The organism is Nocardioides sp. AE5 (genome assembly GCF_031844485.1).
GTDB lineage: Bacteria > Actinomycetota > Actinomycetes > Propionibacteriales > Nocardioidaceae > Nocardioides.
In genome coordinates, this window is the sequence record NZ_JAUZVI010000002.1 from 277,573 (window position 1) to 302,515 (window position 24,943).

Here is a 24,943-nt window from a genome sequence, read left to right on the forward strand (position 1 = left end):
GAACAGTCTCCTGCCGAAGGCCGGCCGTCCACGATGGTGGATGGCCGGCCTTCTGCTCGTGTTGGCAGCAGTGCTGCTGGCCGTCCTGTTCGCCGTGGTGGGCCGCGACGCCGAGCCCCTCACCGACCCGCGCCTCTCCTCGCCCGCGGGACGACAGGATCTCGCGGCTGTCGCGCTCTCCGGTGTCGTGGACGGCGTACGGACCGGCGATGCTGCCGACTTCCGCGCGGTGGCGACTCCCGAGGTGGCGCAGCGCTTGTCTGACAATGCCCAAGCGCTGCACGTGGCGGATTTCTCACTGCGCTATGTCGACGAGGACCGCGCCCTCTCGGCCGGCCTCCAGCAGGGACAGTGGGCAGCCGCTGTCGATGCCAGTTGGCGCTTCGACGGATTCGACCCCGGCCCGGCCTGGGCGGAGATCACGGTGACCTTCGCGCTCGAGGACGGCCAGGCGCGTATCACCGGGTTCGGCGGTGGCTCCCGGCGTACTCCGTTGTGGCTGTTGGCTGGCCTCGCCGTTGATCGCACCGATGACGCACTGGTGATGGTGGCGGGGGAATCCGTGGGTGAGTACGCCACGCAGGCGCGCGAAGCCGTCCGGGTGGTGCGGGCCATGCTCCCGGACACCGAGCAGGGACTCGTCGTCGAGGTGCCCGCCAACACCGGCCAACTCAACGCGATGCTCGACGCCGACGAGGGCGAGTATGACAACATCGCCGCCGTGACCACGACCGTGGACGGATCCCTGACACCAACATCGCCCGTGCACGTGCTGGTGAACCCGCAACTGTGGTCGGGCTTGAAGGCGCAAGGTGCCCAGGTCGTGATGAGCCACGAGGCGGTCCATGTCGTCACCGGAGCCGCGACCACATCGGGAGTGCCCCTGTGGCTCCTGGAGGGATTCGCCGACTATGTGGCGCTGCGTGACGTGGACCTGCCGCTGACCACTGCCGCAGCCCAGGTGATCGCCCGGGTGCAGGAAGAAGGTGTCCCCGATGCGTTACCCGGCAGCGTCGAGTTCAACTCGCGCACCAGCCACCTGGGTGCCGCCTATGAGGCGGCATGGCTCGCCTGCCGGGTCCTGGTCGGCGAGGGCGGCGAGGATGCGCTGGTGGACCTTTACAACGACGTCTCGGCAGGGGCGTCGCTGCCCGATGCGCTGCAGGAACACTTCGGGCTGACCGAGGATAAGTTGGTCGGGCTGTGGCAGGACGAACTCGAGGCTCTGGCGCGATGACGGACACGCCTGCACACCACACACGGGTCGCCTGGCTGGTGACGGCCGTCGGGGCAGTGGGCTTCCTCGGCATGGCCGCCCTGCTGGTGCCGTGGAACCCGGCGCCGGGAGGATGGCCCGAGCCGGCGGCGGCAGCCTCCGTCTTCTCTGCCGATGAGGTCGCGCGCGGCGAGGAGTTCGCTCGCTGGAATCGGGTATTGAGTTGGAGCGCGCTGGGCGTTTCGTTGCTGGTGGCTTGCGGGCTCGGGTTCACTCGGGTTGGTGCTGGACTCCTCGGTGGGCGTGCAGAGCAGGGATGGCGCAGTCACTGGACAGTCAAGGTCACGTGCCTGAGTGCTGTCGTCCTGCTCATCGGCGAACTCGTCACGCTTCCCTTCGGGCTCGCCCTGCGCTCCCGACGGGTCAACCACGGGCTGACCCAACAGGCGCTCCCTGACTGGGCGGTGGACCAGGTTAAGGGCTACCTGCTCTCGGTGGTGGTCGCCGCTGTCGCCTTGATCGTGCTGGTCGGATGTGCGCGCAGGTGGCACCGATGGTGGCCAGCGGTGGCCGGGGGGATCTGCGCGGGGTTGGTTGTGGCCGGCTCCTTCGCCTATCCAGTGGTCGTCGAGCCCCTCTTCAATGACTTCGCCTCGATGGAAGAGGGACCGCCGCGTTCCGAGATCCTCGACCTAGCTCGGGTCGAAGGAGTCGCGGTGGACGACGTGCTGGTTGCCGATGCCTCCCGTCGGACCACCACGTTGAATGCCTATGTCTCGGGCTTCGGAAGCACCCGGCGCGTGGTCGTCTATGACAACCTGCTCGAGTCGCAACCCGAGGACCAGGTGCTCTCCGTGGTGGCCCACGAACTGGCCCATGCCAAGCACGACGACGTGCTGGTCGGCACGGGACTGGGCGCGTTCGGCGTGATGGTCGGGATCGGCCTGCTGGGAGTGATCACCGGCAGCGGCCTGGTGCGGCGCCGGTCCGGGACAGACGGACTGCGTGACCCGCGCTCGGTGGCGCTGGTCCTGGCCTTGATGGCGGTGGCGACGGTGCTCTCCAGCCCGGTGCAGTCGACGATCAGTCGCCACGTGGAGATGCGGGCGGACACGGACGCACTTCGGGTGACGGCACCGGAGGCGATGGTGGAACTGCAGCGGCAGTTGTGCCTGCGCTCGCTCTGCGATCCGACGCCGCCAGCGTGGTCGCAGTTCTGGTTCGGAAGCCACCCGACGGTCCTGGAACGGGTCGCATTGGCGCGCGTCGCAGCAGGGGATCAGTCGGAGGGATAGACCGACTCGATCTCGGAGGTGTCGAAGAGGTCGAGCACCTCGCGGCCGAAGAAAAAGACGGCGGCGAGGATCACAATGGCGATCAGGGTCACCAGCAGCGCGTATTCAGTCGCGGTCGCGCCGCGCTCGTCCCGCTGGCGATGCGGGTCTGCTGGTGCCATGAGGATCCCCAAGCCGTGGGCGGTCGATGTGTTCAGCGAAATTGCGACTGCGGCCACGCGGGGTGCGTGGCCGCAGTCGATGACCGGATGAGGTCAGTTGCCTGTCGGGTTGTCGATGGAGGAGCCTGCCTCGGTGAACATGTCGCTGAGGGTGCCACCCAGGAAGTAGACCGCGGCGATGATCACGACGGCGATCAGGGCGACCAGGAGGCCGTACTCGACGGCGGTGGCGCCGCGCTCGTCGCGCTTGTTCTGCTCGACGGTCATGAAGGCCAGGAACTTGGCGTAGAACTCGATCATTTTGTTTCCCCTTAGAGATGAAGCGAACCCACATGTTCGGCTTGTTTTCTCGAGCCCCTCGACTCGAACAAGACAATCATCACCCGTCGGGGACACCCGGTACATCGGGAGTTCAGCCGCGAGGACATAGTCATTTATGACTATTCCGCGCCTAGTCATTTCAGGGTGAGACCGAGCTGAGCAGGTTGAGCCGCATCGCCGTGACAAGAGCCTGGGCCCGGTTGGTGGCTCCGAGTTTCTGGTAGATCTTCGCGATGTGCGTCTTCGCCGTTGACTCGCTCATGTAGAGCTTCCCGGCGATCGCAGCCGTGCCCAGGCCCTCGGCCAGCAGCGTCAGCACCTCCTGCTCCCGCTCGGAAAGGCGTGGACGGTCGTCGTTGGCGCGCCGGAGCATGGCGCCGGCCAGATTGGAGCACAGGAACGTCTTGGGGGAGACCGCCGCGTGCTTGGCGGCGCTCACCACCTCCTTCGACGGTGCGTCCTTGCCGACGAAGGCAGAGGCGCCGGCCTCCATGGCGGCGAAGATCTGGTCGTCGCCCGAGTGCATGGTGAGCACGACCAGGCCCATCTCCTGGTTCTGCTTGCGGATCGCGCGGATGATGTCCAGGCCGGTGCCGTCTGGCAACTGCAGGTCGGTGACCACCACGGTCGGACGCTGGGCGGAGATCACGCTCAATGCCTGGGCGACGCTGCCGGCCTGTCCGACGATGGTCATGGCTGGGTCCCGCTCGAACGAACGGGCGAGCCCGGTCCGGATCAACTCGTGATCGTCCACCAGCACGACCGTGGTCGTGGGTTCAAGGTTCTCCTGGGCAGTCATGACTGCCATCTTGCCGGAGATCAGGCGCGCGTGGGAGAGTTCTGCGCCGACAAGGTCACGGTGAGTTCGACCCCGCCGTGCTCGGTCGAGTTCTGCAGGGTCAGCTCGGCACCGACCCGGCGGGCACGCTCCCGCATGATCCGCAGCCCGTGCGAGTCGTCGCGTGCCGATTGCAGGCCCCGACCATCGTCCACGACCCGGATCATCGCGTGCGGCGGATGGACCGTGCAGTGCACGATGATTCGCGATGCCCGGGCATGCTTGACCGCGTTGTTCATCGCCTCCTGGGCGATCCGGAGCAACTCCGACTCCACCCCGGCACGGAGCCGGGTCTCACCCTCGTCGAGGACGACCTCGACCGGGATCCCGGCACGGCTCTGGATGTGTCCGGCCAGGGCCCGGATGCCCTCGCCCAGGCTCGCCGCGCCGGCGGCATCGTTGCGCAGGCTGAAGATGGAGCGACGAAGCTCAGCCACCACCCGGGTCAACTCGGTGCGCAACTCATCGACCTGCTCAGTCTGCTCCTGATCGGTCGCGGTCTCCTCGAGGCCGTCGATCAGGTAGCCGAGTGCCGCCAGGTCCTGCGCCACGCCGTCATGCAGGTCGCGGGCCAGCCGGTGCCGTTCCTCGGCGGTGGCCTCGTCGCGCACCGTGGTGAAGAGGAGCGCCGTGTCGAGCTGGATCGCCTCGGCGGCGAACTTCCGGCTCAACTCCTCCATCTCTGCCTGCAGGCGTGACGCGTTGGGGCGATCGTCGGCCAGGATGCCCCCGACCACGGCCACCACGCCGGCGTCGGTGAGCAGTGGAAAGGCGAGTTCACTGCCGTCCTGGACGGGAGCAGCCGTGGTGAAGACGCGATCGATGAGAGACTCGCGCAGCGCCATGCCGCTGGTCTTGACGTCCCCCTCGACCAGCGGCGTCGGACCATAGAGGGAGGGCGTGTAGAGCACCGCACCCACCAGGGGGAGTTCCTCACGTGCCTGGTCGAGCACGTTCTGACTGATCCCCACCGGATCGAGGCCGTCGACCAGGTCACCCGACAATTCGATCAACTGCGCGATCAGGGCGCGTGCGTCGCGATAGGAACTGGCCGTGGTCGGTGCCTGGAAGCGCAGGTTGTGTACCAGCGCCGCGATCGCGCCGAACCCGAGTCCTACCATCAACCAGGTGAAGACGGCGAAGAAGGTCTCCGAAGTCTGCTCGATGCCGGAGTTGGGGACGATAGTGGCCACCAGCACGACCACCTCGGCCAGCGCGACCTCCAGCATGCCCCTGCTGCCGCGGACCATGCCGCCGATGAAGATGGGCAGGGCAATTGCCGGGAGCAGCACGCGGGAATCGGCAAGCGTCCAGGCAGCGAGGAAGGTCACCAGGCTCGCCTCGAGGACGAGTGCCGGCATCACCGGGATCCGGTGCAGGCCTTCGACGAAGATGGCCCCCATCCAGACTGCCGCGACCAGGATCACGTTGAGGATCGGCCCGTATTCGCCGGTGAAGGCGACCGGGGCGGCCAGGAGGATCAGGGCGAAGACCCGGGCCCCGGCTGTCACCGAGGCATAGCGGGACCTCTCGTCGACCTCGGTCATCGGTCGGAGAATGCCTCGATCATGCTCAGGATGCCTGGCCCCATCACCACGATCATCAGGCAGGGCAGGATGAAGAGGATCACCGGGACCATGATCTTCACCGGCACCTGGGCGGCCTTCTCCTCGGCGCGCTGGCGTCGCTTGGTCCGCATCTCGTTCGACTGCACCCGCAGCACCTGGGCGACCGGGATGCCGACCGCATCGGCCTGGACCATGGCACTGGTGAACGACTTCAGGTCGGGGACCGTGCTCCGCTCACCGAGTCCGCGCAGGGCATCGCTGCGGCTCCGTCCGATCTGCATCTCCTGGAGCGCCCGGGTCAGTTCGCCGGCCAGGGGGCCGCCGGTGTTGCGGGCGACCTGCTGCAGGGCGGCATCGAAGCCGAGGCCGGCCTCCACCGAAATGGTGAGCAGGTCGAGCGCGTCAGGCAGGTCCTTGAGGATCTGCTCGTTCCGCTTCTCTGCGGTGTTGTAGAGGTAGATGTTCGGCGCATAGAAGCCGAGCACCAGGCAGACTGCCGCGATCAGCACGCTGATCGGCCACGGCGGGCCAGCCAGCAGGATGACGTACGCCGCCAGGCCCGCCCCGACGAAGGTGCCGAGGATCTTGCCCGAGGAGACCCGGTCCACGGTCCACCCCTTGGGGTTGCCGGCCCGGTCGAGTTGGCCGCGGATCCGTTCGGCCTGGTCCGCACCGGTGATCCGCCGACCGAAGCGCTGCAGGCGGTCGAGCAATGGGTTGAGCACCCGCTCGGTGAACGGCTTGTCCGCCTCCTTGGTCAGTTCCTCGGGGCTGCCGGTCATTGCCTCCAGCACCTCGAGCGAGCGGCTGACCCCGCTCCGCTCGGGGGAGAGGCCCCCGATCGCGGCGAAGACGATGAAGAGGGCGACGAAGATCAGGATTGCGCCGAGCAAGAGTTCCATCTCAGACCTCCACCTTGACGATCTTCTTGATCACGACGCCGCCCAGCGCCAGGGCAACCACGGCAGCGACCAGCATCAACAGGCCCAGCGGTTCACTCCACAGGCGGCTCACGTATTCGCGACGGAAGAGCAACATGTAGAAGAACATCCCCACCGGAAGCGCAGCCAGGATCCATCCCGACAGGATGCCCTCGGCGGAGAGGGTCTTCACCTGGCGCCGCAGGTAGTCGCGCTCGCGCAGCGTGTTGGCGACCGTGGAGAGCAGTTCGTTCAGGTTGCCGCCGACCTGGCGCTGGATCCGGATCGCCATCACGACCCAGGCGAAGTCCTGGCTCTCGGTGCGCACCGCGACCTCTTCGAGGGCGTCGACCAGCGGCACTCCGAGACGGCTCTGGACCAGCGCCTGCTTGAACTCGCCGGCCACGGGCTCGCGGCCCTCCTTGACCACGCTGTCGATCGACTGCGCCAGTGACATCCCGGCGGAGAGCGACCCGGAGATCAGCGTGAGGGTGTCGGCCAACTGCGAGTTGAACGCATCCATCCGCTTCTTGCGCTGCCTGCCCAGCCACAGCCACGGCACCAAGCCACCGACCGCCAGGAAGAGGATGATGAAGAGCGGGTCGCCCTGGCCGAGCAGGGCACCGATCAGGCCCGCGACGATCGTGATGCCACCGTGGATCAGCACCCACTCGGCTGCCTTGAGCTGTGATCCGGCTGCGACCAGGCGCTGGCTGATCCGGGCCTCGAGTCCCTTGTTCCGCTGCAGCATCGAGGCCGCGGCACTCTTGGCGTTGTCGAGGGTGAGCACCGGCTCGCCGCCCTGGCTGGCGGCAGCGGCAGCGGCCTCACTGCTGCCGCCCATGCCGTACGCCGCGATCCGCTGCTCGGCGGTCGGGCCCTTCTTGGGCTTGCCGGCCGACCACATCAGGCTGCCCAGGACCACCAGGAGACCCAGGCCGATGGCCGCCAGTCCGGCGTACATCATGTTCTTGCTGATCGTGGTGCCCGAGCCTTCGGAGGTATTGTCGGTCTCCGCCGGGGCGACAGGCTCCGGCAGCGCCTCGTCGCGGATCTTGGCGTGCGTGCTCGTGCTCAGCTCGCCCGCGCTCACCTCGATCGTGGCCGCCGTGCCGCGGATCGCCTCCGGGATGGTCGCCGTCACCACGAGTTGCCGGTTCAGGGACTCCGCCTCGGCCTCGAACGCGTCGGTGAGTGCTTGCGCATCGGCGGCGATGACCTCGCCGCCACCGGCCGTGGCGAGTTCCTGGAGCGGGGCCAGCTCGTCGTCGTCGAAGTCGAGGGCGACCACGTCGACCCGGACCCCGGCTTCCTGGACTGCGGAGATCGCGGCGGCGGCCTCGGTCTGGCTGTTGTCCTCGCCATCGGAGAGCAGCAGGATGTTCCGCTGACCCTCAGTGCCAGCCAAGGCGGCGGCCGCGATCAGCGCGTCGTTGAGGTAGGTGTCCGCGCCCAGGTCGAGGTCCTCGATGATGGCCCGGGCGGCGTCGCGATCGGTGGTCGGCTCCAGGGCTGTGGCCACCGTGCCGTTGAAGGTGACGATGCCGACCCGGACGTCCTCGGGCACCGAGTCGAGGAAGGTGGTCGCCGCCTCCCGCGCCGAGGAGATCCGGCTGCCCGACATGCTGGTGCTGGTGTCGATCGCCAGGATCGTGGTGCGCTGGATCTGCGGCGCCCCGCCAACGGGGGCCACCTCGATCTCGGCGGGTTCCCCGTCGAAGGTGACGCTCAGGTCGTCCGCGGTGACCGAGCCGTCCTCGGGCGTCGAGACGAGCAGCTGGACCGTCTCGCCCTCCGGCTGCACGTGGGCGATGGCCAGTTCGTCGGCGGCAGCGGCAGGGGACAGGCCCAGGAACGTGGCGCCCAGGCCGACCGCAGCAGCCGCGGCGATGGCGCGCAGGCCACGCACGGTGCGGGTGGCGTCCGAGCGGGACGAGGTGGCCATCAATTGCCGTCCACGGCAAAGAGCACCGGGTCGACGGTGACGTTGGAATAGGCCATCTTCTCCAGGAACTTCGGGCGCAAGCCGGTCGAGCGCAGGTGTCCACGCGAGCGTCCGCTCTCGTCGAATCCTGCCGAGTGGTCATAGACGAAGACGTCCTGGAGGGTGATCACGTCACCCTCCATCCGCTCCACCTCGGTGATGTGGGTGATGTGGCGCGAGCCGTCCTTGAAGCGGGTCTGGTGCACGATCAGGTCAACCGCCGAGGCCACCTGCTCCCGGATCGCCTTGATTGGCAGGTCCATCCCGGCCATCAGCACCATCGTCTCGATGCGGGACAGGGTGTCGCGCGGACCGTTGGAGTGGACCGTGCAGATGGAGCCGTCGTGACCGGTGTTCATTGCCTGGAGCATGTCCAGTGCGGAGGCGTCACGGACCTCACCGACGATGATCCGGTCGGGCCGCATCCGGAGGCTGTTCTTGACCAGGTCGCGGATGGAGACGTCGCCGCGGCCCTCGATGTTGGCCGGGCGGGACTCCAGGCGCACCACGTGCTCCTGCTTGAGCTGCAGCTCGGCGGCGTCCTCGATGGTCACGATCCGCTCGTCGCTGGGGATGAACGAGCTGAGCACGTTGAGCGTGGTCGTCTTGCCGGCGCCGGTGGAGCCGGAGACGATGATGTTCAACCGGCCCCGGACGCAGGCGTCCAGGAAGTCGGCGGTGCGCTGGCTCAGCGAGCCGAACGAGATCAGGTCGGCCACGGTCAGCGGGTCGGCGGCGAACTTGCGGATCGTCAGTGCCGATCCGTCGATCGACAGGGGTGGGATCACCGCGTTGACCCGGGACCCGTCGGGCAGGCGGGCGTCGACCAACGGGCTCGACTCGTCCACGCGGCGACCGATTCGGGAGACGATCTTGTCGATCGTGCGGCGCAGGTGCAGTTCATCGGCGAAGCGGGCGTCCACGGCTTGGAGGCGACCGTGCTTCTCCACGAAGACCATGTGCGGGCCGTTGACCATGATCTCGGTGACCTCAGGGTCACGCAGGAACGGCTCGATCGGCCCATAGCCGAGGATGTCGTCGGTGATCTCCAGGGTGACCTTGGTCCGGTCGGCGTTGCTCAGCGGCCGCTCCTGGGAGCTGAGCACGTCCTTGAGGACCTGGCGGACCCGGCTCTCCAGCTCGGCCTGGTCCAGGTTGGCGTCGTACAACTGGGGACCCAGTTGCTTGAGCAGCTCGGCATGCACGTTGCCCTTGAGTTCTTCGAGGCGGTCCTGCTGTGCGCTGGCGGCACTCGCCAGGCGACGGCTGACCACCGTCTCCACCTCCGGAGCGGCGGGTGGCGGGGTGGCCACGCGCTTGCCGGTCACCGGGGTGGCGGGCGCGGCGGGCTCGGCCTGGTGGCGCGGGTTCGGCTCTGCCGGAGCAGCATGGCTGCCGGCGCCAGCATCGGTGCCGTCGGCTGCGGCCCGGGCCCGGGCGATCCGATCTCCGAGACTGCTCATCAGGTCACCTCTTGTTCCGGCGCCAGCGACCGCGTCGCTCGGCTTCGTCGTGGTCGGCCACGCGTGCGCTGGCCAGGGTCGGAGTCGGGACAACGGGCTTCAGGGAGTCGCCGACGCCCTCGGCCAGTGTCGTCGCCAGCGCGTTGAAGGCCTTGCTGGCAGGGTGGGACGGGTTGCTGATCACGATCGGCTTGCCGGCATTGGTGGCTGCGGCAATGTCGGTCGACGACGGGATCATCGTGGTGATCGGCATGCCGAGGATCTGCTGCACCTTCTCCGGGTCCAGGCCCACTGCGTCGTCGGCGCGGTTGAGGATCAGGTGGCGACTGCCCTGGGCGATGTTGAGCAGGTCGAGTGTCTCCAGGGCGACCTTGACGTTCTTCAGCGTCGGCACGTCCAGGGTCGCCACCACGACGCAGTCATCGGTCTCGTCGAGCGCCTGCAGGGTCTGCTCGTCGAAGTTGGGGCAGGTATCGACCACGATGTAGTCGAACTCGTCACGCAGGGTGCGCAGCATCCGGGAGACCAGGGTCGCGGTGACCCGGTCGCGGGCGTCGGGCAGGCTCGGCGCGGCCAGCACCATCAGGGACTGTTCGTGGCGGGTCAGCAGTGACTCGACCATGGTGAAGTCGATGACGTTCTCGCCGCCGATCGCCTCCTCGATGGTGTGGGCCGGGAAGAGCTGCATGGTGATCGCCACGTCGCCGAAGGCCAGGTCGAGGTCCACCAGGCAGACCTTGCGCGCGCCCTTGTTGGCCAGGGCTAGCGCCAGGTTCACCGACGTCGTCGTCTTCCCGACACCGCCCTTGGGGGAGAAGACGGTGATGATGTGGCCGGTGCGCGGCTTGGCTGCGGCAGCAGCGGCCGGGCCGGTGTGCAGCGCGGACCACAGCTGGTGGGCGCGCGAGATCGCGTTGGTGATGCCGTCGTAGTCGCTGGTGCGTACGACGTCACGACATCCCGCCTGCATCGCCCGGTAGAGCAGGTCGGTGTCCACCTCGTGGCGGACCAGGATCACGCTGGTCGACGGGCGGGTGTAGCGCAGGCTCTCCGACAGGGTCGTCGCTTCCTCCAGTGCGACACCGGGGCCGATCACCACGGCGTACTCCTCGCCCTGGTGGGCGAGCCAGGAGTGCAGCGTCTCGCTGCTGTCGACCACGTGCGAACCTGCCGGGAGCAGGGCACTGAGCTGGTCGACGGTTGTCGGGTCCTTCTCGACGATGACTGGCATCAGTTCCTCACTGGAAGAGGTTCTCTCCGTTGACTCCGCTACCGCGGCGGTTGACCTCGCTGCTCTCGGTGAGCAGGCCGAAGGCGAGGTCGCCGTTGCTGGTGGCGAAGATGACCTTCTCCGCATCCTGCTGGCTCAGCGCCAGGGTCAGCAACGTCTTGGGCAGCTGTTCGGTCGTGGCCTGTCCGGACCCGTCGACCCGGGTCGAGGTGATCGTCGACGTGGTGCCCACGCCGAGCACCTGGACCCGCTCCAGCAGCAGCTGGGTGGCCGGGCCGCCGGTGGTGGTGGCGGTCAGGAAGACGGCCACCTCCGAGCCGGGGCTCACGAAGCCGGCGACGCGGGCCGGGTCGCTCAGGTTCACCGAGATCGCCAGCATCCCGTCCGGGATGGCCAGGGACGTGTTCTCCACGGTGCCGCCCCAGCGGTTCGCGGTCAGCTGCTCACCCTGGAAGATCCGGGTCACCGCGATCTGGCCGCTGAGCGCCTCGAGGTCGGTCTGGGCGCCGTCGAGGACCTGGTCGCGCGGGACCGGCGTCATCTGGAACTTGCCGGCCGCCACGGCGTCGTCGAACTTCTCGCCGGGCTCGATCGGCTTGATCACCTTGAGCACGTCGGTCGCCTCGATCTCCTCCTTTGCACGATCGTCGGCAGCCTGCACGTAGAGGAACACCAGCAGGGTCCCCAGGGCAGCGATGACCGCAGCGAGGACGAGGAGGATCTTCCGACGGTCCATGACACCTTCTTCGAGGTCGAGCGTGGTTGAACACCGACAACGGCCGGACCGTGGGGACCGGACGCGTCATCATTGTGGTGGTTGTTACTGCAAGGTTCCACCATCTGCCCCACACGTGACCACAGGTTTCGTCCATATAGCCCAGATGGACTAGTCCTATCTAGTCATTTCGGATAGGGCTGCTCCCCAATATGGGAGCCTCAGCCGTCGTAGAGCGCGGCCACGTCATCGCGGTGCTCGCGCATGACCACGTTGCGCTTCAACTTCAGCGACGGCGTCAACTGGCCGTCCTCCTCGGTCCAGTCGATCGGCAGGATCGTGAACTTGCGGATCGACTCGGCCTTGGAGACGGCCTTGTTGGCCTCGTCCACGGCGCCCTGGATCTCGGCGACCAGGTCCGCATCGTCGACGTTGTCGCCGATCGACCCGGACTTGCCGTTCTCCTTCGCCCAGTGCTCGAAGTGCTCCGGGTCGATGGTGACCAGGGCGGCGATGAACGGCTGCCCGTCGCCGACCACGACGCACTGGCTGACCAGCGGGTGCGCCCGGAGCCGGTCCTCGAGCACCGCTGGGGCAACGTTCTTGCCGCCGGCGGTCACCAGGATCTCCTTCTTGCGGCCGGTGATCTTCACGAATCCCTCGTCGTCGAGCTCGCCGACGTCCCCGGTGTGGAACCAGCCATCGACCAGGGTCTCGGCGGTCGCCTTCTCGTTGTTCCAGTAGCCGGCGAAGACCTGGCCACCCTGGAAGAGGATCTCGCCGTCGTCGGCGATCCGTGCCGTGGTGCCGCCGAGCGGACGGCCCACGGTGCCGACCTTCTGGGCATCCGGCAGGTTCACCGTCAACGCTGCGGTGGTCTCGGTCAGGCCGTAGCCCTCGAGCACGTTGACGCCGATGCCGCGGTAGAAGTGGCCCAGCCGCTCGCCCAGCGGCGCCCCGCCGGAGACGGCGTACTCACAGTTCCCGCCCAGCGCCGCGCGCAACTTGCCGTAGACGAGCTTGTCGAACAACGCGTGCTGGCCGCGCAGCAGCAGCGGGACCCGCCCACCGTCCTGGGCCCGGCTCCACGCGATCGCCGTGGCGGCTGCCTTCTCGAAGATCTTGCCCTTGCCATCGGCGGCTGCCTTCTGCGAGGCGGTGTTGAAGACCTTCTCGAAGACCCGCGGTACGGCGAGGATGAAGGTCGGCTTGAAGACCCCCAGGTCGTCGACCAGGTTCTTGATGTCGGCCGAGTGGCCCAGGCGCACGCGTGCCTTGATGCAACCGACCTGGATGATCCGGGCGAAGACGTGGGCCAGCGGCAGGAAGAGCAGCGTCGAGGCGTCCTCGTCACCGAAGAGGCGCTCCAGTTCGTGCACGGCAACGCCGAGCTCGAACATGAAGTTGCCGTGGGTCAGCATGCATCCCTTGGGGCGGCCGGTGGTGCCGGAGGTGTAGATGAGCGTGGCCAGGTCCAGCGGCGTCGCCGTGGTACGCCGTTCCTCCAGCGCCTCGTCGCTGACGTCGGCACCCAGTTGGGCCAGGGTGTCGACCGCGCCGTCGTCGATCGACCACACGTGTGCCAGCTCGCCCAGTCCCTCGCGCAGCGGCTCGACGCGGGAGAGGTGGTCGGCGCCCTCGACGATGATCGCCCTGGCGCCGGAGTCCTCCAGGATCCACTGGATCTGGTCGCTCGAGGAGCTCTCATAGATCGGCACCGTTGCCGCACCGGCGAACCAGATGGCGTAGTCCAGCAGGGTCCACTCATAGCGGGTCTTGGCCAGCAGGGCGACCCGGTCACCGACCCGGACGCCGGCAGCGATGAGCCCCTTCGCCGCGGCGACGACCTCGTCGTGGAACTCGGACGCGGTCACATCGCTCCACCCGGAGCCGTCATTGCGGCTGAAGACGACCGTGGTGCCATGCTCACGCGCATTGGTCACCACGTCATCAGTGAGGTTGCCCGTCGCGGGGATCGTGACGGGCAGCGGCGAGGCGAATTCGCGCATGTCGGTCTCCTGGAAGTCCGGTGGAAGCTGTCATCGGAACGTTACCGCCACGCGGCGTGACCGGGGGATCCGGTACGCTCGCCCCAGCAGCGACCCAGCCCACCACGGGAGCCCGGAATGGCCGAACAGACTTCTTCCTCGATCGTCGTCGACGCGCCTCCGGCCGCGGTGATGGACGTGATCGCCGACTTCCCGGCGTACCCGGCCTGGGCGAAGGGGATGAAGAACGTCAAGGTCGTCGAGGACGGCGCCGAGGGACGCGCGAAGCAGGTCTACTTCGAGCTCGACGTCGCCCCGATCAAGGACGACTACACACTGGCCTACACCTGGGACGGCGACCGTGAGGTCACCTGGACCCTGGTCGAGGGCAAGATGCTGCGCGCACTCGACGGCACCTATGCCCTGCGTGACCTCGGCAACGGCTCGACCGAGGTGACCTATCGCCTCGCCCTCGACGTCGCGATCCCGCTGATCGGCATGCTCAAGCGCAAGGGCGAGAAGATCCTCATCGACACCGCGCTCAAGGGACTGAAGAACCGCGTCGAGTCGCTGTGAGCGACCACTGAGCGTGCGGATCCTCCTCTTCACCGGCAAGGGTGGCGTCGGGAAGTCGACGGTCGCTGCCGGCACCGCGGCCCTGTCCGCCTCCCGGGGCCTGCGCACGCTGGTCCTCTCCACCGATGCCGCGCATTCCCTGGCCGACGCCTTCGCCGCACCCGTCGGGGCGGAGCCGACCCGGGTGGCCGAGAACCTCTTCGTTCAGCAGGTCGATGCCCAACGCCGCTTCGAGCAGTCGTGGGCCGACATCCAGGGCTATCTGCTGACCGTGCTGGACGTGGTCGGCGTGGACCCGGTCGCAGCCGAGGAACTCACCGTCATCCCCGGGGCGGAGGAGATCTTTGCCCTGCTCGAGTTGCGCCTCCACGCGAGCTCGGGGGAGTGGGACGTGATCATCGTCGACTGCGCCCCGACCGCGGAGACGCTGCGCCTGCTGGCCTTGCCTGAGGCGCTGGGGTGGTACATGGAGCGGATCTTCCCCTTCGGGCGCCGGATGGTGCGCACCCTCAAGCCGGTGCTCTCCAAGGCGGCCGGCGTGCCGATGCCCGAGGACACCGTCTTCGATGCCGTGCAGCGCCTGCACGGGGAACTGGACGAGGTCCGCGCCCTGCTCAGCGGCCCCGGGGCCAGTGTCCGGGTCGTGCTCACGCCGGAGACGGTGGTGCTGGCCGAGGCCCGGCGTTCGTTCACCACGCTCTCCCTCTTCGGCTACCGCGTCGACGGCGTCGTGGCGAACCGGATCTTCCCCGACGAGGGCGGTGACGCGTGGCGCTCGGGCTGGGTCGCGGCCCAGGAGAAGGTGCTCCTCGAGATGGAGCAGTCCTTCGCCGGCCTGGCCCGCTGGCGCTCCACCTATCGCACCGGTGAACCGGTCGGCGTCGAGGCGCTGCGCCTCCTGGCCGAGGACGTGTACGCCGGCACGGATCCGCTCGCCGAGCCTTCCGGCGACGGGCCGCTGCGGGTGGAGCGGACCGCCTCCGGTGCCGTGCTGAGCCTGGCCCTGCCGTTCGTGACCAAGGGTGAGGTGGATCTCAAGCGGCACGGCGACGAACTGGTCGTCACCGTGGCGTCGTATCGTCGGCTTCTCTCCCTGCCCGCCGGGCTGGCCCGCTTCCGGGTCAGCGGTGCGCGTGTCGAGGGTGGAGCACTGCAGGTTCGATTCGAGGAGACGGCAACGTGAGCGACGACCACAAGGGTCCCGACGAGGTCGGCTCGGTCGCGGAAGAGGCGGCCAAGCTCTTCGGTGCGCTCTCGGAGTGGGCCAAGGAGAACGGTGACGGCATGGCCGACGGTGTTGCGGGCATGGCCCAGGGCGCCGCGCACGCGTTCAAGGACGCGAGCGAGCACATCGCCACCGACGCCGAGGAGTGCAAGTTCTGCCCGGTGTGCCGCACCATCCACCTGGTCCGTGACCTGAGCCCCGAGGTGAAGACGCACCTGGCCGTGGCCAGTGCGTCCCTGATGCAGGCCGCGGCCGCCCTGCTGGCGACGGCTGTGCCCGACGAACAGAAGGCCTCCTCGGCGCGCGGCGACGACATCGAGCCGATCGACCTGGACCAGGACTGGCCCGAGGACTGATGGGCGCCACCATCGGCATTGACGTCGGCGGCACCAAGATCGCCGGGGCTGTCGTCGACGACCGGGGCACGATCGGTGAGCGGCTCCAGGTGCCCTCGCCGGCAACCGACTCCGACGCCCTGGTCGACGCGATCAGCGACATGGTGGCAACGCTGCAACGCGGGGGCCGGGCCGACGCGGTCGGGATCTCGGCCGCCGGGTTCGTGGCCGCGGACCGCTCCACGATCCTCTTCGCCCCGAACCTGGCCTGGCGCAACCTGCCCCTCGGCGCCGAGATCGCCCGGCGTACCGGCCTGACCGCGGTCGTCGAGAACGACGGCAACGCCGCCGCCTGGGGCGAATACGTCCACGGAGCAGGTGCCGGGACCGGCTGTCGCGACCTGCTGCTGGTCGCCATCGGCACCGGCGTCGGCGGCGGCATCGTCATGGACGGAGCCCTGCAACGCGGCGGCTTCGGCATCGCCGGCGAGATCGGCCATGTGCGCCTGGTCCGCGATGGATTGCCCTGTGGGTGCGGCCGCCGTGGCTGCCTGGAGCAGTACGGGTCCGGCACCGCGCTGGTCCGGTCCGCGCGGGCCGCTGCCGCTGCGCACCCGGAGGCCGCTGCGGCCCTGGTCACGGCAGCCGGAGGCAGGGTCGAGGAGATCGATGGCCCGGTGATCACCGACCAGGCACGACAGGGCGACCCGTTCGCGGTCGACCTGCTGGCCGGGCTCGGCACCTGGCTCGGTGAGGGACTGGCGCAACTGGCCTCGGTCCTCGACCCGCAGCTGATCGTCGTCGGCGGCGGAGCAAGCGATGCCGGCAACCTGCTGCTGGCGCCGATGCGTACGACGTACGCCGAACACCTCGGTGGCGGGAGCAGCCGTCCGGTCGCACCGATCGTCGTGGCCACGCTGGGCAACCAGGCCGGCATCGTCGGCGTGGCGCACCTGGCAGCACGGGCCGCGGGCGCCGACGCCTGACAGGATGGGGCGATGGGCGTCTACATCGGCATCGACGTCGGCGGCACCAAGGTGCTGGCCGGTGTGGTCGACGCACGCGGGCGGGTGGTGCGCACCGTCCAGCGCTCGACCCCGGGACGCAGGGTTGACCCGGGCCTGGTGGAGCAGGCACTGAGCGACGCACTTGTCGAGGTCGCCGGCGATGACGAGGTGCTGGGCGTGGGCCTGGCTGCTGCCGGCTTCGTGGACGCTGCCGGACAGAAGGTGATGTTCGCCCCGCACCTGCCGTGGGTCGAGGCGCCGGTCCGCTCCCGCCTCGAGGAGTGCTGGGGCGTGCCGGTCGCACTGGAGAACGACGCCACCGCAGCGGCGCATGCGGAGATGACGCACGGCGTGGCTGCCGGTGCCGAGGACGCGATCATGGTCACCCTGGGCACCGGCATCGGCGGGGGACTGGTCATCGGCGGTCGCCTGCATCGGGGGCGCAATGGGATGGCCGGCGAGTTCGGCCACATGCAGGTCGTGCCCGACGGCGCCGAGTGCGAGTGCGGCGGACGCGGTTGCTGGGAGCAGTACTGCTCGGGGCGGGCCCTGGTCCGCTTCGCGCGTGACCGGTTCGGGAGCCAACCCAGCGTGCTGGAGGAGTCCTGCGGCGGCAATCCCGGCGCCCTGACCGGGCCGATGGTGACCGACGCAGCGGGCGAGGGAGACCTGCTGGCACTGGCGGCGTTCCGCCACGTGGGTGACTGGCTCGGCGTCGGCCTGGCCAACCTCAGTGCTGCGCTCGACCCGGACTGCCTGGTCGTGGGCGGGGGAGTCTCTGCCGCCGGTGACCGGTTGCTCGCCCCAGCGCGCACGGCGCTGCAGCGCTCACTGGTCGCTTCGGGTCATCGACGGGTGCCGCCGCTGGTGGCGGCACGGTTCGGCCCCCAGGCCGGCCTGGTCGGGGCTGCCGACCTGGTCCGCCAGCAGGTCGCCCGGGCCGGGCAGTGAGGACCCTCAGAGGCGGGCGCCGTCGTCGCCCGGGCGTCGCGGCTCGTCCGACATGGTCTTGACCAGGTAGACGAATCCACCCACGAACGCCGCCGCCAGCAGCACCGCCCAGATCCCGCGGAACGGGCGACCGGCCACCAGCGCGACCAGCATCAGGAGCGGTGCGCCGAAGAGGCCGAGCCAGGCCAGCAACCGGCCGGGTTCCGGTGCCGGCACCGGGGGTGGTGGTGGCGGCACGAAGCGGTCGTCGCCCTCCCAGACCGACCGCAGCGGGTCCGGGTCGGGTTCGGCGTCAGGTTCGGGTTCGGGATCGGGCTCCGGGTCGGGGGTCGGCGGCTGCAACCGGAGGGTGAACGAGATCCGTACGCCGGGGCTGGGCTCAGGCGGGTCCTCCACGGAGGGCACGTCCCCGTAGTTCTCGACGATCTCCTTCCAGAGTTCGTCCTCGTCGCGCGGATCCACGCCACCAGCCTACGTGCGACTCGGTGGCCGGCTCAGGCGTTCTCGGGGCGCAGGGGGTGGGTGACGGCGTGGATGAACTCCAGCGACTCCTCGAAGATCACCGGGGCGTCGTTGTCCAGGGTGGCCACGTGGTAGCTGTTGCGTAGCACCCGCTCGACGACCTCGTGCGAGCTGACCGAGGCGGCGATGATCCGGGCGGACGACGGGTCCACCACGTGGTCGACCGCGGAGCGGAAGAGCCGGATCGGCGCCACCACGCGCGACAGGTCCGCCCGCAGCGGCTTCCACGCCTGCACCATCGAATGCAGGGCGTGCAGCGGGGTGCGGTCATAGCCGCCCTCGTCGACGCCGGGCTTCTTGATGTCGTTGCCGATGCCGGGCATCGACGCGAGCACCTTCTTGACCAGCGGCACCGCCAGCAACTGCTTGTTGTTCGAGGCCACCGCAGGGTTCACCAGGAGCAGGCCGGCCACGTCGTCGGGCCGGTCCACGGCCAGTTGCAGCGCCAGGGCGCCGCCCATGGAGAGGCCAGCGACGACGACCTTGTCATTCTCGGCCAGGAGCTTGTCGAAGGCCCGGGTCACCTCGGCGTACCAGTCGTCCCAGCGGGTGTCGTTCATCTCCTGCCAGGTGGTGCCGTGGCCGGGCAGGCGCGGCACCTCCACGGCGTACCCCTGGAGGGCGAGGAACTCGCCCCACGGGCGCATCGAGGCCGGGGAACCGGTGAAGCCGTGGCTGAGCAGCACCCCGACACGCTGGGTGGGCGCGCGGGTCGCCTCGGGTCGGGCCGGGATGGAGAGCGGGGCTAGCCGGTCGTCAGTGGGCACGCCTGTGATTGTGCACCATGCGGACCGTCGAGGGGGACTGAGGTGGTTGATGGGATTTGCGGCTACTGTTTCCGTGTCACCGCATCGGCGGCGATGTTCCGCGTACGTCCCGGGAGGTCAAGGCGAGTGTTCTACTGGTTCCTGAAGTTGATCGCTCTCGGGCCGTTGTTGCGTGTCATCTTCCGGCCGACGTCACAGGGGCTCGACAACGTCCCCGCCGACGGTCCGGCCATCCTGGCCAGCAATCACCTCTCCTACTCCGACTGGCTCTTCATGCCGCTGACCCTGCCGCGGCGGGTCTCCTTCGTGGCCAAGGCGGAATACTTCAACACGCCGGGCATCAAGGGCTGGTTCCAGAAGCACTTCTTCCGCGGCTCGGGCCAGATCCCGATCGACCGCTCGGGTGCCAATGCCGCCGAGGGCGCGCTGATCTCGGCCAAGCAGGTGCTGGGTCGGGGAGAACTGTTCGGGATCTACCCCGAGGGCACGCGCTCGCACGACGGCCGCCTCTATCGCGGCAAGACCGGTGTCGCCCGCCTGGCGCTGGAGACCGGCGTCCCGGTGATCCCGGTGGCCGTGGTCGGCACCGACGTGGTCGCCCCGCCCGGCAAGACCTTCGGCAAGTTCACCCGGCCAGAGGTCCGCTACGGCGCCCCGCTGGACTTCTCCCGCTATGAGGGCATGGAGAACGACCGCTACATCCTGCGCTCGGTGACCGACGAGATCATGTACGAGATCATGCGTCTGTCCGGGCAGGAGTACGTCGACATGTACGCCGCCCGCGCCAAGGAGGAGTCCAAGCGCCAGGAGAAGGCGGCCCGCCAGGCGGCGGAAGGCTCCCCGGGCGCGGACGAAAAGAAGGCGTCCTGAGCGCCACCACCGTGGCGCCAGGCCGACCGGCGGACGTTGCCGTCGAGGATCGGCTCTTCCGCGGACTGGCCGTCCTGCGGATCATCCTGCTGGCCAACGCCATCGGGGTGAACCTCTACCGGCTCGACAACTTCCACCATCCGCGGATCGGCCTGGCCGTCGTGGCGGCGATGGCGCTCTGGACGGGCGTGGCGATCTGGCTCTTCGCCGACCACGCCCGTCGTACGCCGTTCTGGCTCGGCGTCGACCTGGCGCTGGCCCTGGCCGCGCTGGTCGCCACCCCGGTGGTGAAGACGGAGTGGTTCAACGCCTCCATCCCCGGCTTCTGGATCGCCGGGGCGCTGCTGGCCTGGGCGGCCCACTGGCGCCTGCCTGGCGGGCTCTTCGCGGCACTGCTGCTGTGCACCGCGGACCTGCTGTTGCGCAAGGAGATCAGCCAGACCAACTATGGCCACGTCTTCCTGCTGGTCCTGGCCGGGTCACTGGTCGGCGACCTGTGCGGGTCGCTGACCAGGATGGCCCGCGAGCGTGACGAGGCCGAGCGCGCGGCGGCGGTGGCGAGCGAGCGGGAGCGCCTGGCCCGGGCTGTCCATGACGGTGTGCTCCAGGTGCTGGCGCTGGTCCAGCGCAAGGGTGTCGACCTCGGCCCCGAGGGCGCCGGCCTGGCCCGGTTGGCGGGGGAGCAGGAGGAGGCGCTGCGCGCGATGATCCGGCAACAGGACACCCTGGCCACCCCGGATGCGCTCACCGACCTGGCCGGAGCCCTGGAGCGACTGGGCACCCGGCAACCACCGCACACGCGTGTGGTCACCCCGGGCCACACCCTCGACCTGCCCGCGCACACCGTGGCCGAGGTGGTCGCGGTGGTCCAGGCCTGCCTGGACAACGTGGTGGCCCACGTCGGCGAGGACGCACCGGCCTGGGTGCTGCTGGAGGACCTGGGCGACACCGTGGTGGTCACCGTCCGCGACGAGGGCCCGGGCATAGCGGAGGGCCGCCTCGACCAGGCTGCGGCCGATGGCCGCCTCGGCGTCACTTCCTCGATCCGTGGACGGATCGCCGACCTCGGTGGCACCGCCACCCTGGTCACCGGCCCGGGGCAGGGCACCGAGTGGGAGTTCACCCTGGCCCGGCAGAACCCCTAGGTTGGCCTCGTGACGATCCACAAGGAGCACCCCTTCCTCGAGCCCGAGGCGAACCGGGATCCGGTACGCCGCCTGCGCGGTCGCCTGGGCGGCCCGGTGACGCTGTGGACCAGCGGGGAGGACGGGAGTCGTGCCGGGCTCACCGTCTCCTCGATCATGGTCGCCGCCGGGGAACCAGGGCGCCTGATCGGCCTGATCGACCCCCACGCGGACCTGATGGACCGCCTCGAGGAAACCGGCCGGGCGGTGATCCAGTTGCTCCACTATCCGCACCACAACCTGGCCGACGTCTTCGCCGGGCAGGTGCCGGCGCCGGGCGGGATGTTCGCGCAGGCATCGTGGAGCGAGAGCGAGTGGGGCCCGGTGCTCGACTCGGTGACGTCGTGGGCCGGCGTACGCCTGGAGTCGGCGACCGAGGTCGGCTGGTCGAACCTGGTCACCACCGTGATCGAGCACGCCGTGATCGGCGAGGAGGACGACCCGCTGGTCCACCGGCGGGGGCGTTATCTGGCCCCGTCGCGGACCCGCACCTGAGCACCCTGCCCAACCTGCTGGAGGAGAGCCTGATGGACCCGATCCGGGTGATGGTCGTCGACGACCACCCGATGTGGCGCGACGCGGTCGAGCGCGACCTGGCCGCCGCCGGCCTGCAGGTCGTGGCGGTGGCCGCCAACGGCGCCGAGGCGCTGGCCCGCTTCGGTGCGGCCCGGCCCCAGGTGGTCGTGCTCGACCTGCAGATCCCGGCGCCCAACGGCGTCGAGGTCACCGCGGAGATCGTGCGCCAGGACCCCTCGGTGCGGGTGCTGATCCTCTCTGCCTCCGGCGAGCAGGCCGATGTCCTGGCAGCGGTCAAGGCCGGCGCTACCGGCTATCTGGTCAAGTCCGCCTCCCGGGAAGAACTGCTCGACGCCGTGGGGCGGGTGGCCGCCGGTGACACGGTCTTCACGCCGGGGCTGGCCGGACTGGTGCTGGGTGAATATCGCCGGATGCTCAGCGAACCGGACGCCAACGACCAGCCGCAGTTGACCGAGCGGGAGACCGAGGTGCTGCGCCTGGTCGCCAAGGGGTTGTCCTACAAGCAGATTGCCGAGCGGCTGGTGCTCTCCCACCGCACCGTGCAGAACCATGTCCAGAACACGCTGCGCAAGTTGCAACTGCACAACCGGGTGGAGTTGACCCGCTATGCCATCGAGCAGGGCCTGGACGACTGATCCGTCCCGTGCCGGCGTCAGTGGGCGCGCGCGGGGTGTGCCTTGCCGCCTGCAGGTGAGTCGTCGACCAGGTCGTGCTGTACGCCGTACCGGGTGCGCAGCCGCTCGTCCTGCTTGTCGCGATAGCGCAGACCCAGGCGGGTGCGCAGTGGCTTCACGCCCGGCATCCGGTCGAGCAGTGCGTTGAGGGTGGCCAGGATCGGGCCGAGCACCCGCAGCACCGCGGTCATCCGTGGGGCCCGGTCGACCCCCAGTTCGTCCGCGATCTGGTCGCCCAGGAAGATCCGCTCCAGCGCGGCCACTGTCGGGGGTGCCATGTGGTGCAGTTGGCGGGGGAGGATCTCCTCGATCTCGGGGACCAGGAACTCCTCGTTGATCGCGGCGACGAGGCTGCGGCAGTAGTCGTCGACCTCGGGCCGGGTGAGCAGGTAGAGGTCTTCGAGCACCTCCTGGTCGTGCTGGTTGACCGGCAGCAGGTTCTCCTCGATGCCGAGCAGGTGCCCCACATAGCGCCACGAGCGGTAGTATGCCTCGACCTCGTCGGGCTGGTACGGCGCGCCGATCGCGCGCATTCCGCGCAGCGGGATCAGGCAGAACTCGATCAGGGTGTAGGCCAGGAATGCCTGGCAGATCGGCACGCCCCAGGCGTCCTCGTCCCATTCGGGGGAGCGGGAGAGGCTGTGCCGGACCAGGGCATGGATGATCCGCACCCGCACGGTCAGTTCGAACCCGTGGGAGTAGCGGCGCAGCCCGCCGCGCTCGTTGATCGCGATCAGCCAGGAGCCGACCTCGATGGTGCGCATGCCGGCGTTCTCCACATAGCGGCCGGTCAGTTCCAGGGGCCGGGAGGCTGCCGAGTTGGCATAGCCGCTCACCAGCGAGGCAGCACCCAGGGTGATCCCGGCCTGGCGGGTGTAGCGCGGCAGGTGCCGGGTGTGGTCATCGATCCAGTCGAGGTCCAGCCAGGCGGGGATCGTGTCGAGTTCGGCGAAGAGGTCCCGCAGCGACTGCGGCGCGTTCGGCACGGCGTCGATCCCCTTGCGGCAGGCGGTGCGCAGCATCTTCATCGCCTTGCCGTGGCCGATCTCGGCGAAGTCGGCGACGAAGGCGTCGGCGAGTTCGTCGCCGCGCCACATGCCGGCGAAGTAGGTCTCGGCCTTGGCGCCGAAGCGACGCACCGCCTCATCGACGTTGCGTGCGGTGGTCGGGATCTCCGGGTGGGCCTCGGGGCGGATCTGTGGTGTGGCTACCATGCAGTGATCATAAAAGTGGATAACTCTCATCTTCTATTCACTTTTTCTGGCAGGTCGACCATCGGAGCGAGGCGGCACTTCCATGGCTCAGAAACAGCGGATCAGGCCCCGGCAGGAGCGCGCCATCCAGATGCGGCGCGACCTGCTCGATGCGACTGTGCAACTTCTGGGTACTGTCGGGGCGGATCGATTGACCACCTCGGCCATTGTCGCGCAGGCGCATGTCAGCTCGGGCACGTTCTATCGCTACTTCAACGACAAGGCCGAGATCCTCGAAGTGCTCCGTGACGAGGCGGTGGTCGCGATCCGGGCGGACCTGATGGCTGGCGTGGCCCGGGCCATCGACATGGAGTTGCACGCCGCGATCCACGAGGTGGTCCAGACGCTGGTCGTCGCCTTCGAGCAGCACCGCGATGTGCTGGCGGCGATGGTCAACTCGGTCGCCAGCGGGACCCAGTCCAACATCATGCCCGAGCTCGAGCACGACCTCTTCCAGTTGGCTCGGGTGATCCCGGCACGCCACCTGCCGGAACTCCCGCCCGGGCAGATCGACGAACTGGTCTTCATGACGATGGGCGTCACCAACGCCACCTGCCTGCGGATCGCTCTGGACCGTCCCGAGGGTGCCTCGCGGGAACGCCTGATCGACATCGCCGCGGCCATGCTCGCCGCGGGCTTCACGGCGTCCGCCTGATCGACCTGCCTAGAATCACCCAGGTGACGACGCTGCTCGAGGCTGCCGATGGGCTCTATGCGCTGCCGCTGCCCGAGTTCACGCAGGCGCGCGACGCGCTGGCCCGCCAGGTGCGCGAGGAGGACCGTGACCTGGCCGCCCGGGTCAAGGCATTGCGCAAGCCGTCCACCGCTGCCTGGGTGGTCAACCTGGTCGCCCGGCGCGAGGCGGAACAGGTCGACCAGGTGATCAGCATCGGTGCCGCGTTGCGTGAGGCGCAGTCCGGCCTCGACGGCGACGAACTGCGTGCGCTGACCCGGCAACGGCGCCAGTTGACCGCCGCGCTGGCGCGCCAGGCCCGCGGTCTCGCCTCGGGGCACGGCGTACGGGTCAGCGGCGCAGTGGCCGACCAGGTGGAGGCGACCCTGACCGCGGCCATCCTCGACCCGACGGTGGGCGCAGCAGTGCGGAGCGGGCTGTTGGTCGCACCGGTGGTGGCCACCGGCGTCGGCGAGCTCGACCCGGGCACGTACGTCGCCGTGCCCGACGCACTCGGCTTCACCCCGATCCCTGTTGCCGAGCCGGTGCCCGGCCCGCCGGACCTGCACGTGGTGCCGGACCCGGACGCGGAGGCGAAGCGGATCGCGGCCGCACGCGAAGCGCTCGCCGAGGCAGACGCCGACCTGGCCGGTGCCGAAGAGGCCGTTG

At 69.1% G+C, this 24,943-nt stretch carries 26 protein-coding genes; 12 read left to right on the forward strand and 14 right to left on the reverse strand.

The genetic code is table 11. The features are described 5' to 3' along the window. Positions 1–40 precede the first annotated feature (40 nt). On the forward strand, positions 41–1,237 hold the full coding sequence (locus Q9R27_RS04485) for a hypothetical protein (RefSeq protein WP_311251137.1): 1,197 nt from the start codon (positions 41–43) through the stop codon (positions 1,235–1,237). After that, positions 1,234–2,511 (forward strand): M48 family metallopeptidase, encoded by a 1,278-nt coding sequence (locus tag Q9R27_RS04490; RefSeq protein ID WP_311251138.1) that lies wholly within the window; start codon positions 1,234–1,236, stop codon positions 2,509–2,511. Before Q9R27_RS04485 ends, Q9R27_RS04490 begins: the two co-directional genes overlap by 4 nt. Here the strand turns inward: Q9R27_RS04490 and Q9R27_RS04495 are convergent. The 10 genes from Q9R27_RS04495 to Q9R27_RS04540 all read right to left on the reverse strand — a co-directional run bounded on the left by Q9R27_RS04495 (position 2,496) and on the right by Q9R27_RS04540 (position 13,721). Further along, a complete protein-coding gene (locus Q9R27_RS04495; protein ID WP_311251139.1) occupies positions 2,496–2,729 on the reverse strand; it encodes a Flp family type IVb pilin in 234 nt (77 codons plus the stop codon). The two genes, Q9R27_RS04490 and Q9R27_RS04495, sit on opposite strands and share 16 nt — an antisense overlap. 36 nt (positions 2,730–2,765) lie before the next feature. After that, on the reverse strand, positions 2,766–2,972 hold the full coding sequence (locus tag Q9R27_RS04500; RefSeq protein WP_311251140.1) for a Flp family type IVb pilin: 207 nt from the start codon (positions 2,970–2,972) through the stop codon (positions 2,766–2,768). 160 nt (positions 2,973–3,132) lie between these two features. Beyond that, complete coding sequence (locus Q9R27_RS04505) at positions 3,133–3,792, reverse strand: response regulator transcription factor (protein WP_311251141.1); 660 nt, start codon at positions 3,790–3,792, stop codon at positions 3,133–3,135. Positions 3,793–3,812: 20 nt separating this feature from the next. Then, complete coding sequence (locus Q9R27_RS04510; RefSeq protein ID WP_311251142.1) at positions 3,813–5,378, reverse strand: histidine kinase; 1,566 nt, start codon at positions 5,376–5,378, stop codon at positions 3,813–3,815. Next, positions 5,375–6,301: a type II secretion system F family protein gene (locus Q9R27_RS04515; protein WP_311251143.1), complete on the reverse strand. Its 927-nt coding sequence runs from the start codon at positions 6,299–6,301 to the stop codon at positions 5,375–5,377. Before Q9R27_RS04515 ends, Q9R27_RS04510 begins: the two co-directional genes overlap by 4 nt. Before the next feature lies 1 nt (position 6,302). Beyond that, entirely contained in the window at positions 6,303–8,264 is a 1,962-nt protein-coding gene (locus tag Q9R27_RS04520; protein ID WP_311251144.1) for a type II secretion system F family protein, read from the reverse strand. Next, positions 8,264–9,766, reverse strand: coding sequence for a CpaF family protein (locus tag Q9R27_RS04525; protein ID WP_311251145.1), 1,503 nt, complete (start codon positions 9,764–9,766; stop codon positions 8,264–8,266). The genes Q9R27_RS04520 and Q9R27_RS04525 overlap by 1 nt, the downstream gene beginning before the upstream one ends. A 4-nt stretch (positions 9,767–9,770) precedes the next feature. Further along, the gene (locus Q9R27_RS04530) at positions 9,771–10,997 is read right to left on the reverse strand and encodes an AAA family ATPase (RefSeq protein WP_311251146.1); all 1,227 of its coding nucleotides are present in this window, start codon (positions 10,995–10,997) and stop codon (positions 9,771–9,773) included. A gap of 7 nt (positions 10,998–11,004) precedes the next feature. Continuing rightward, a complete protein-coding gene (cpaB, locus tag Q9R27_RS04535) occupies positions 11,005–11,733 on the reverse strand; it encodes a Flp pilus assembly protein CpaB (protein ID WP_311251147.1) in 729 nt (242 codons plus the stop codon). A 200-nt stretch (positions 11,734–11,933) separates the two neighbouring features. Continuing rightward, positions 11,934–13,721, reverse strand: a complete 1,788-nt coding sequence (locus Q9R27_RS04540) for an AMP-dependent synthetase/ligase (RefSeq protein ID WP_311251148.1) — start codon at positions 13,719–13,721, stop codon at positions 11,934–11,936. Positions 13,722–13,838: 117 nt separating this feature from the next. Between Q9R27_RS04540 and Q9R27_RS04545 the strand changes: the two genes are divergently transcribed. Genes Q9R27_RS04545 through Q9R27_RS04565 form a run of 5 tightly spaced genes read left to right on the forward strand, consistent with a single transcriptional unit; the run spans position 13,839 to position 17,794 of the window. Continuing rightward, entirely contained in the window at positions 13,839–14,276 is a 438-nt protein-coding gene (locus tag Q9R27_RS04545) for an SRPBCC family protein (protein ID WP_311251149.1), read from the forward strand. 13 nt (positions 14,277–14,289) lie between these two features. After that, positions 14,290–15,459, forward strand: a complete 1,170-nt coding sequence (locus Q9R27_RS04550; RefSeq protein ID WP_311251150.1) for an ArsA family ATPase — start codon at positions 14,290–14,292, stop codon at positions 15,457–15,459. After that, positions 15,456–15,857 (forward strand): hypothetical protein, encoded by a 402-nt coding sequence (locus Q9R27_RS04555; protein WP_311251151.1) that lies wholly within the window; start codon positions 15,456–15,458, stop codon positions 15,855–15,857. The genes Q9R27_RS04550 and Q9R27_RS04555 overlap by 4 nt, the downstream gene beginning before the upstream one ends. Further along, on the forward strand, positions 15,857–16,822 hold the full coding sequence (locus Q9R27_RS04560) for an ROK family glucokinase (RefSeq protein ID WP_311251152.1): 966 nt from the start codon (positions 15,857–15,859) through the stop codon (positions 16,820–16,822). The genes Q9R27_RS04555 and Q9R27_RS04560 overlap by 1 nt, the downstream gene beginning before the upstream one ends. Before the next feature lie 12 nt (positions 16,823–16,834). Continuing rightward, positions 16,835–17,794: an ROK family protein gene (locus tag Q9R27_RS04565; protein WP_311251153.1), complete on the forward strand. Its 960-nt coding sequence runs from the start codon at positions 16,835–16,837 to the stop codon at positions 17,792–17,794. A gap of 6 nt (positions 17,795–17,800) precedes the next feature. Here Q9R27_RS04565 and Q9R27_RS04570 read toward each other — a convergent pair whose 3' ends face one another. After that, positions 17,801–18,256 (reverse strand): hypothetical protein, encoded by a 456-nt coding sequence (locus Q9R27_RS04570; protein WP_311251154.1) that lies wholly within the window; start codon positions 18,254–18,256, stop codon positions 17,801–17,803. 32 nt (positions 18,257–18,288) lie between these two features. Further along, positions 18,289–19,083: an alpha/beta fold hydrolase gene (locus Q9R27_RS04575; protein ID WP_311251155.1), complete on the reverse strand. Its 795-nt coding sequence runs from the start codon at positions 19,081–19,083 to the stop codon at positions 18,289–18,291. Between the two features lie 126 nt (positions 19,084–19,209). Here Q9R27_RS04575 and Q9R27_RS04580 point away from each other — a divergent pair, with 126 nt between their 5' ends. The 4 genes from Q9R27_RS04580 to Q9R27_RS04595 are packed head-to-tail and all read left to right on the forward strand — an operon-like array spanning position 19,210 to position 22,309. After that, complete coding sequence (locus Q9R27_RS04580; protein WP_311251156.1) at positions 19,210–19,953, forward strand: lysophospholipid acyltransferase family protein; 744 nt, start codon at positions 19,210–19,212, stop codon at positions 19,951–19,953. An 11-nt stretch (positions 19,954–19,964) separates the two neighbouring features. Continuing rightward, positions 19,965–21,098 carry a MacS family sensor histidine kinase gene (gene macS / locus Q9R27_RS04585; protein ID WP_311251157.1) on the forward strand — a complete coding sequence of 378 codons (1,134 nt, stop codon included), beginning with the start codon at positions 19,965–19,967 and terminating at the stop codon, positions 21,096–21,098. Positions 21,099–21,107: 9 nt separating this feature from the next. Continuing rightward, on the forward strand, positions 21,108–21,632 hold the full coding sequence (locus Q9R27_RS04590) for a flavin reductase family protein (protein WP_311251158.1): 525 nt from the start codon (positions 21,108–21,110) through the stop codon (positions 21,630–21,632). Positions 21,633–21,664: 32 nt separating this feature from the next. Beyond that, the gene (locus Q9R27_RS04595; protein ID WP_311251159.1) at positions 21,665–22,309 is read left to right on the forward strand and encodes a response regulator transcription factor; all 645 of its coding nucleotides are present in this window, start codon (positions 21,665–21,667) and stop codon (positions 22,307–22,309) included. 17 nt (positions 22,310–22,326) lie between these two features. On the opposite strand, the gene Q9R27_RS04600 is transcribed toward Q9R27_RS04595, so the two are convergent. Next, the gene (locus Q9R27_RS04600) at positions 22,327–23,562 is read right to left on the reverse strand and encodes an oxygenase MpaB family protein (RefSeq protein WP_311251160.1); all 1,236 of its coding nucleotides are present in this window, start codon (positions 23,560–23,562) and stop codon (positions 22,327–22,329) included. An 82-nt stretch (positions 23,563–23,644) separates the two neighbouring features. Between Q9R27_RS04600 and Q9R27_RS04605 the strand changes: the two genes are divergently transcribed. After that, positions 23,645–24,256: a TetR/AcrR family transcriptional regulator gene (locus tag Q9R27_RS04605; protein ID WP_311251161.1), complete on the forward strand. Its 612-nt coding sequence runs from the start codon at positions 23,645–23,647 to the stop codon at positions 24,254–24,256. A gap of 55 nt (positions 24,257–24,311) precedes the next feature. Here the strand turns inward: Q9R27_RS04605 and Q9R27_RS04610 are convergent, their stop codons facing one another. Beyond that, positions 24,312–24,797, reverse strand: coding sequence for a hypothetical protein (locus Q9R27_RS04610; RefSeq protein ID WP_311251162.1), 486 nt, complete (start codon positions 24,795–24,797; stop codon positions 24,312–24,314). Positions 24,798–24,943 lie beyond the last annotated feature (146 nt).

Coding starts and splice junctions, on each gene's coding strand:
- Q9R27_RS04520 (WP_311251144.1), bottom strand. CDS start 8,264: ATGGCCACCTCGTCCCGCTCGGACGCCACCCGCACCGTGCGTGGCCTG.
- Q9R27_RS04605 (WP_311251161.1), top strand. CDS start 23,645: ATGGCTCAGAAACAGCGGATCAGGCCCCGGCAGGAGCGCGCCATCCAG.
- Q9R27_RS04540 (WP_311251148.1), bottom strand. CDS start 13,721: ATGCGCGAATTCGCCTCGCCGCTGCCCGTCACGATCCCCGCGACGGGC.
- Q9R27_RS04490 (WP_311251138.1), top strand. CDS start 1,234: ATGACGGACACGCCTGCACACCACACACGGGTCGCCTGGCTGGTGACG.
- Q9R27_RS04600 (WP_311251160.1), bottom strand. CDS start 23,562: ATGGTAGCCACACCACAGATCCGCCCCGAGGCCCACCCGGAGATCCCG.
- Q9R27_RS04560 (WP_311251152.1), top strand. CDS start 15,857: ATGGGCGCCACCATCGGCATTGACGTCGGCGGCACCAAGATCGCCGGG.
- Q9R27_RS04510 (WP_311251142.1), bottom strand. CDS start 5,378: ATGACCGAGGTCGACGAGAGGTCCCGCTATGCCTCGGTGACAGCCGGG.
- cpaB (WP_311251147.1), bottom strand. CDS start 11,733: ATGGACCGTCGGAAGATCCTCCTCGTCCTCGCTGCGGTCATCGCTGCC.
- Q9R27_RS04545 (WP_311251149.1), top strand. CDS start 13,839: ATGGCCGAACAGACTTCTTCCTCGATCGTCGTCGACGCGCCTCCGGCC.
- Q9R27_RS04530 (WP_311251146.1), bottom strand. CDS start 10,997: ATGCCAGTCATCGTCGAGAAGGACCCGACAACCGTCGACCAGCTCAGT.
- Q9R27_RS04565 (WP_311251153.1), top strand. CDS start 16,835: ATGGGCGTCTACATCGGCATCGACGTCGGCGGCACCAAGGTGCTGGCC.
- Q9R27_RS04515 (WP_311251143.1), bottom strand. CDS start 6,301: ATGGAACTCTTGCTCGGCGCAATCCTGATCTTCGTCGCCCTCTTCATC.
- Q9R27_RS04595 (WP_311251159.1), top strand. CDS start 21,665: ATGGACCCGATCCGGGTGATGGTCGTCGACGACCACCCGATGTGGCGC.
- Q9R27_RS04500 (WP_311251140.1), bottom strand. CDS start 2,972: ATGATCGAGTTCTACGCCAAGTTCCTGGCCTTCATGACCGTCGAGCAG.
- Q9R27_RS04485 (WP_311251137.1), top strand. CDS start 41: ATGGCCGGCCTTCTGCTCGTGTTGGCAGCAGTGCTGCTGGCCGTCCTG.
- Q9R27_RS04505 (WP_311251141.1), bottom strand. CDS start 3,792: ATGACTGCCCAGGAGAACCTTGAACCCACGACCACGGTCGTGCTGGTG.
- Q9R27_RS04525 (WP_311251145.1), bottom strand. CDS start 9,766: ATGAGCAGTCTCGGAGATCGGATCGCCCGGGCCCGGGCCGCAGCCGAC.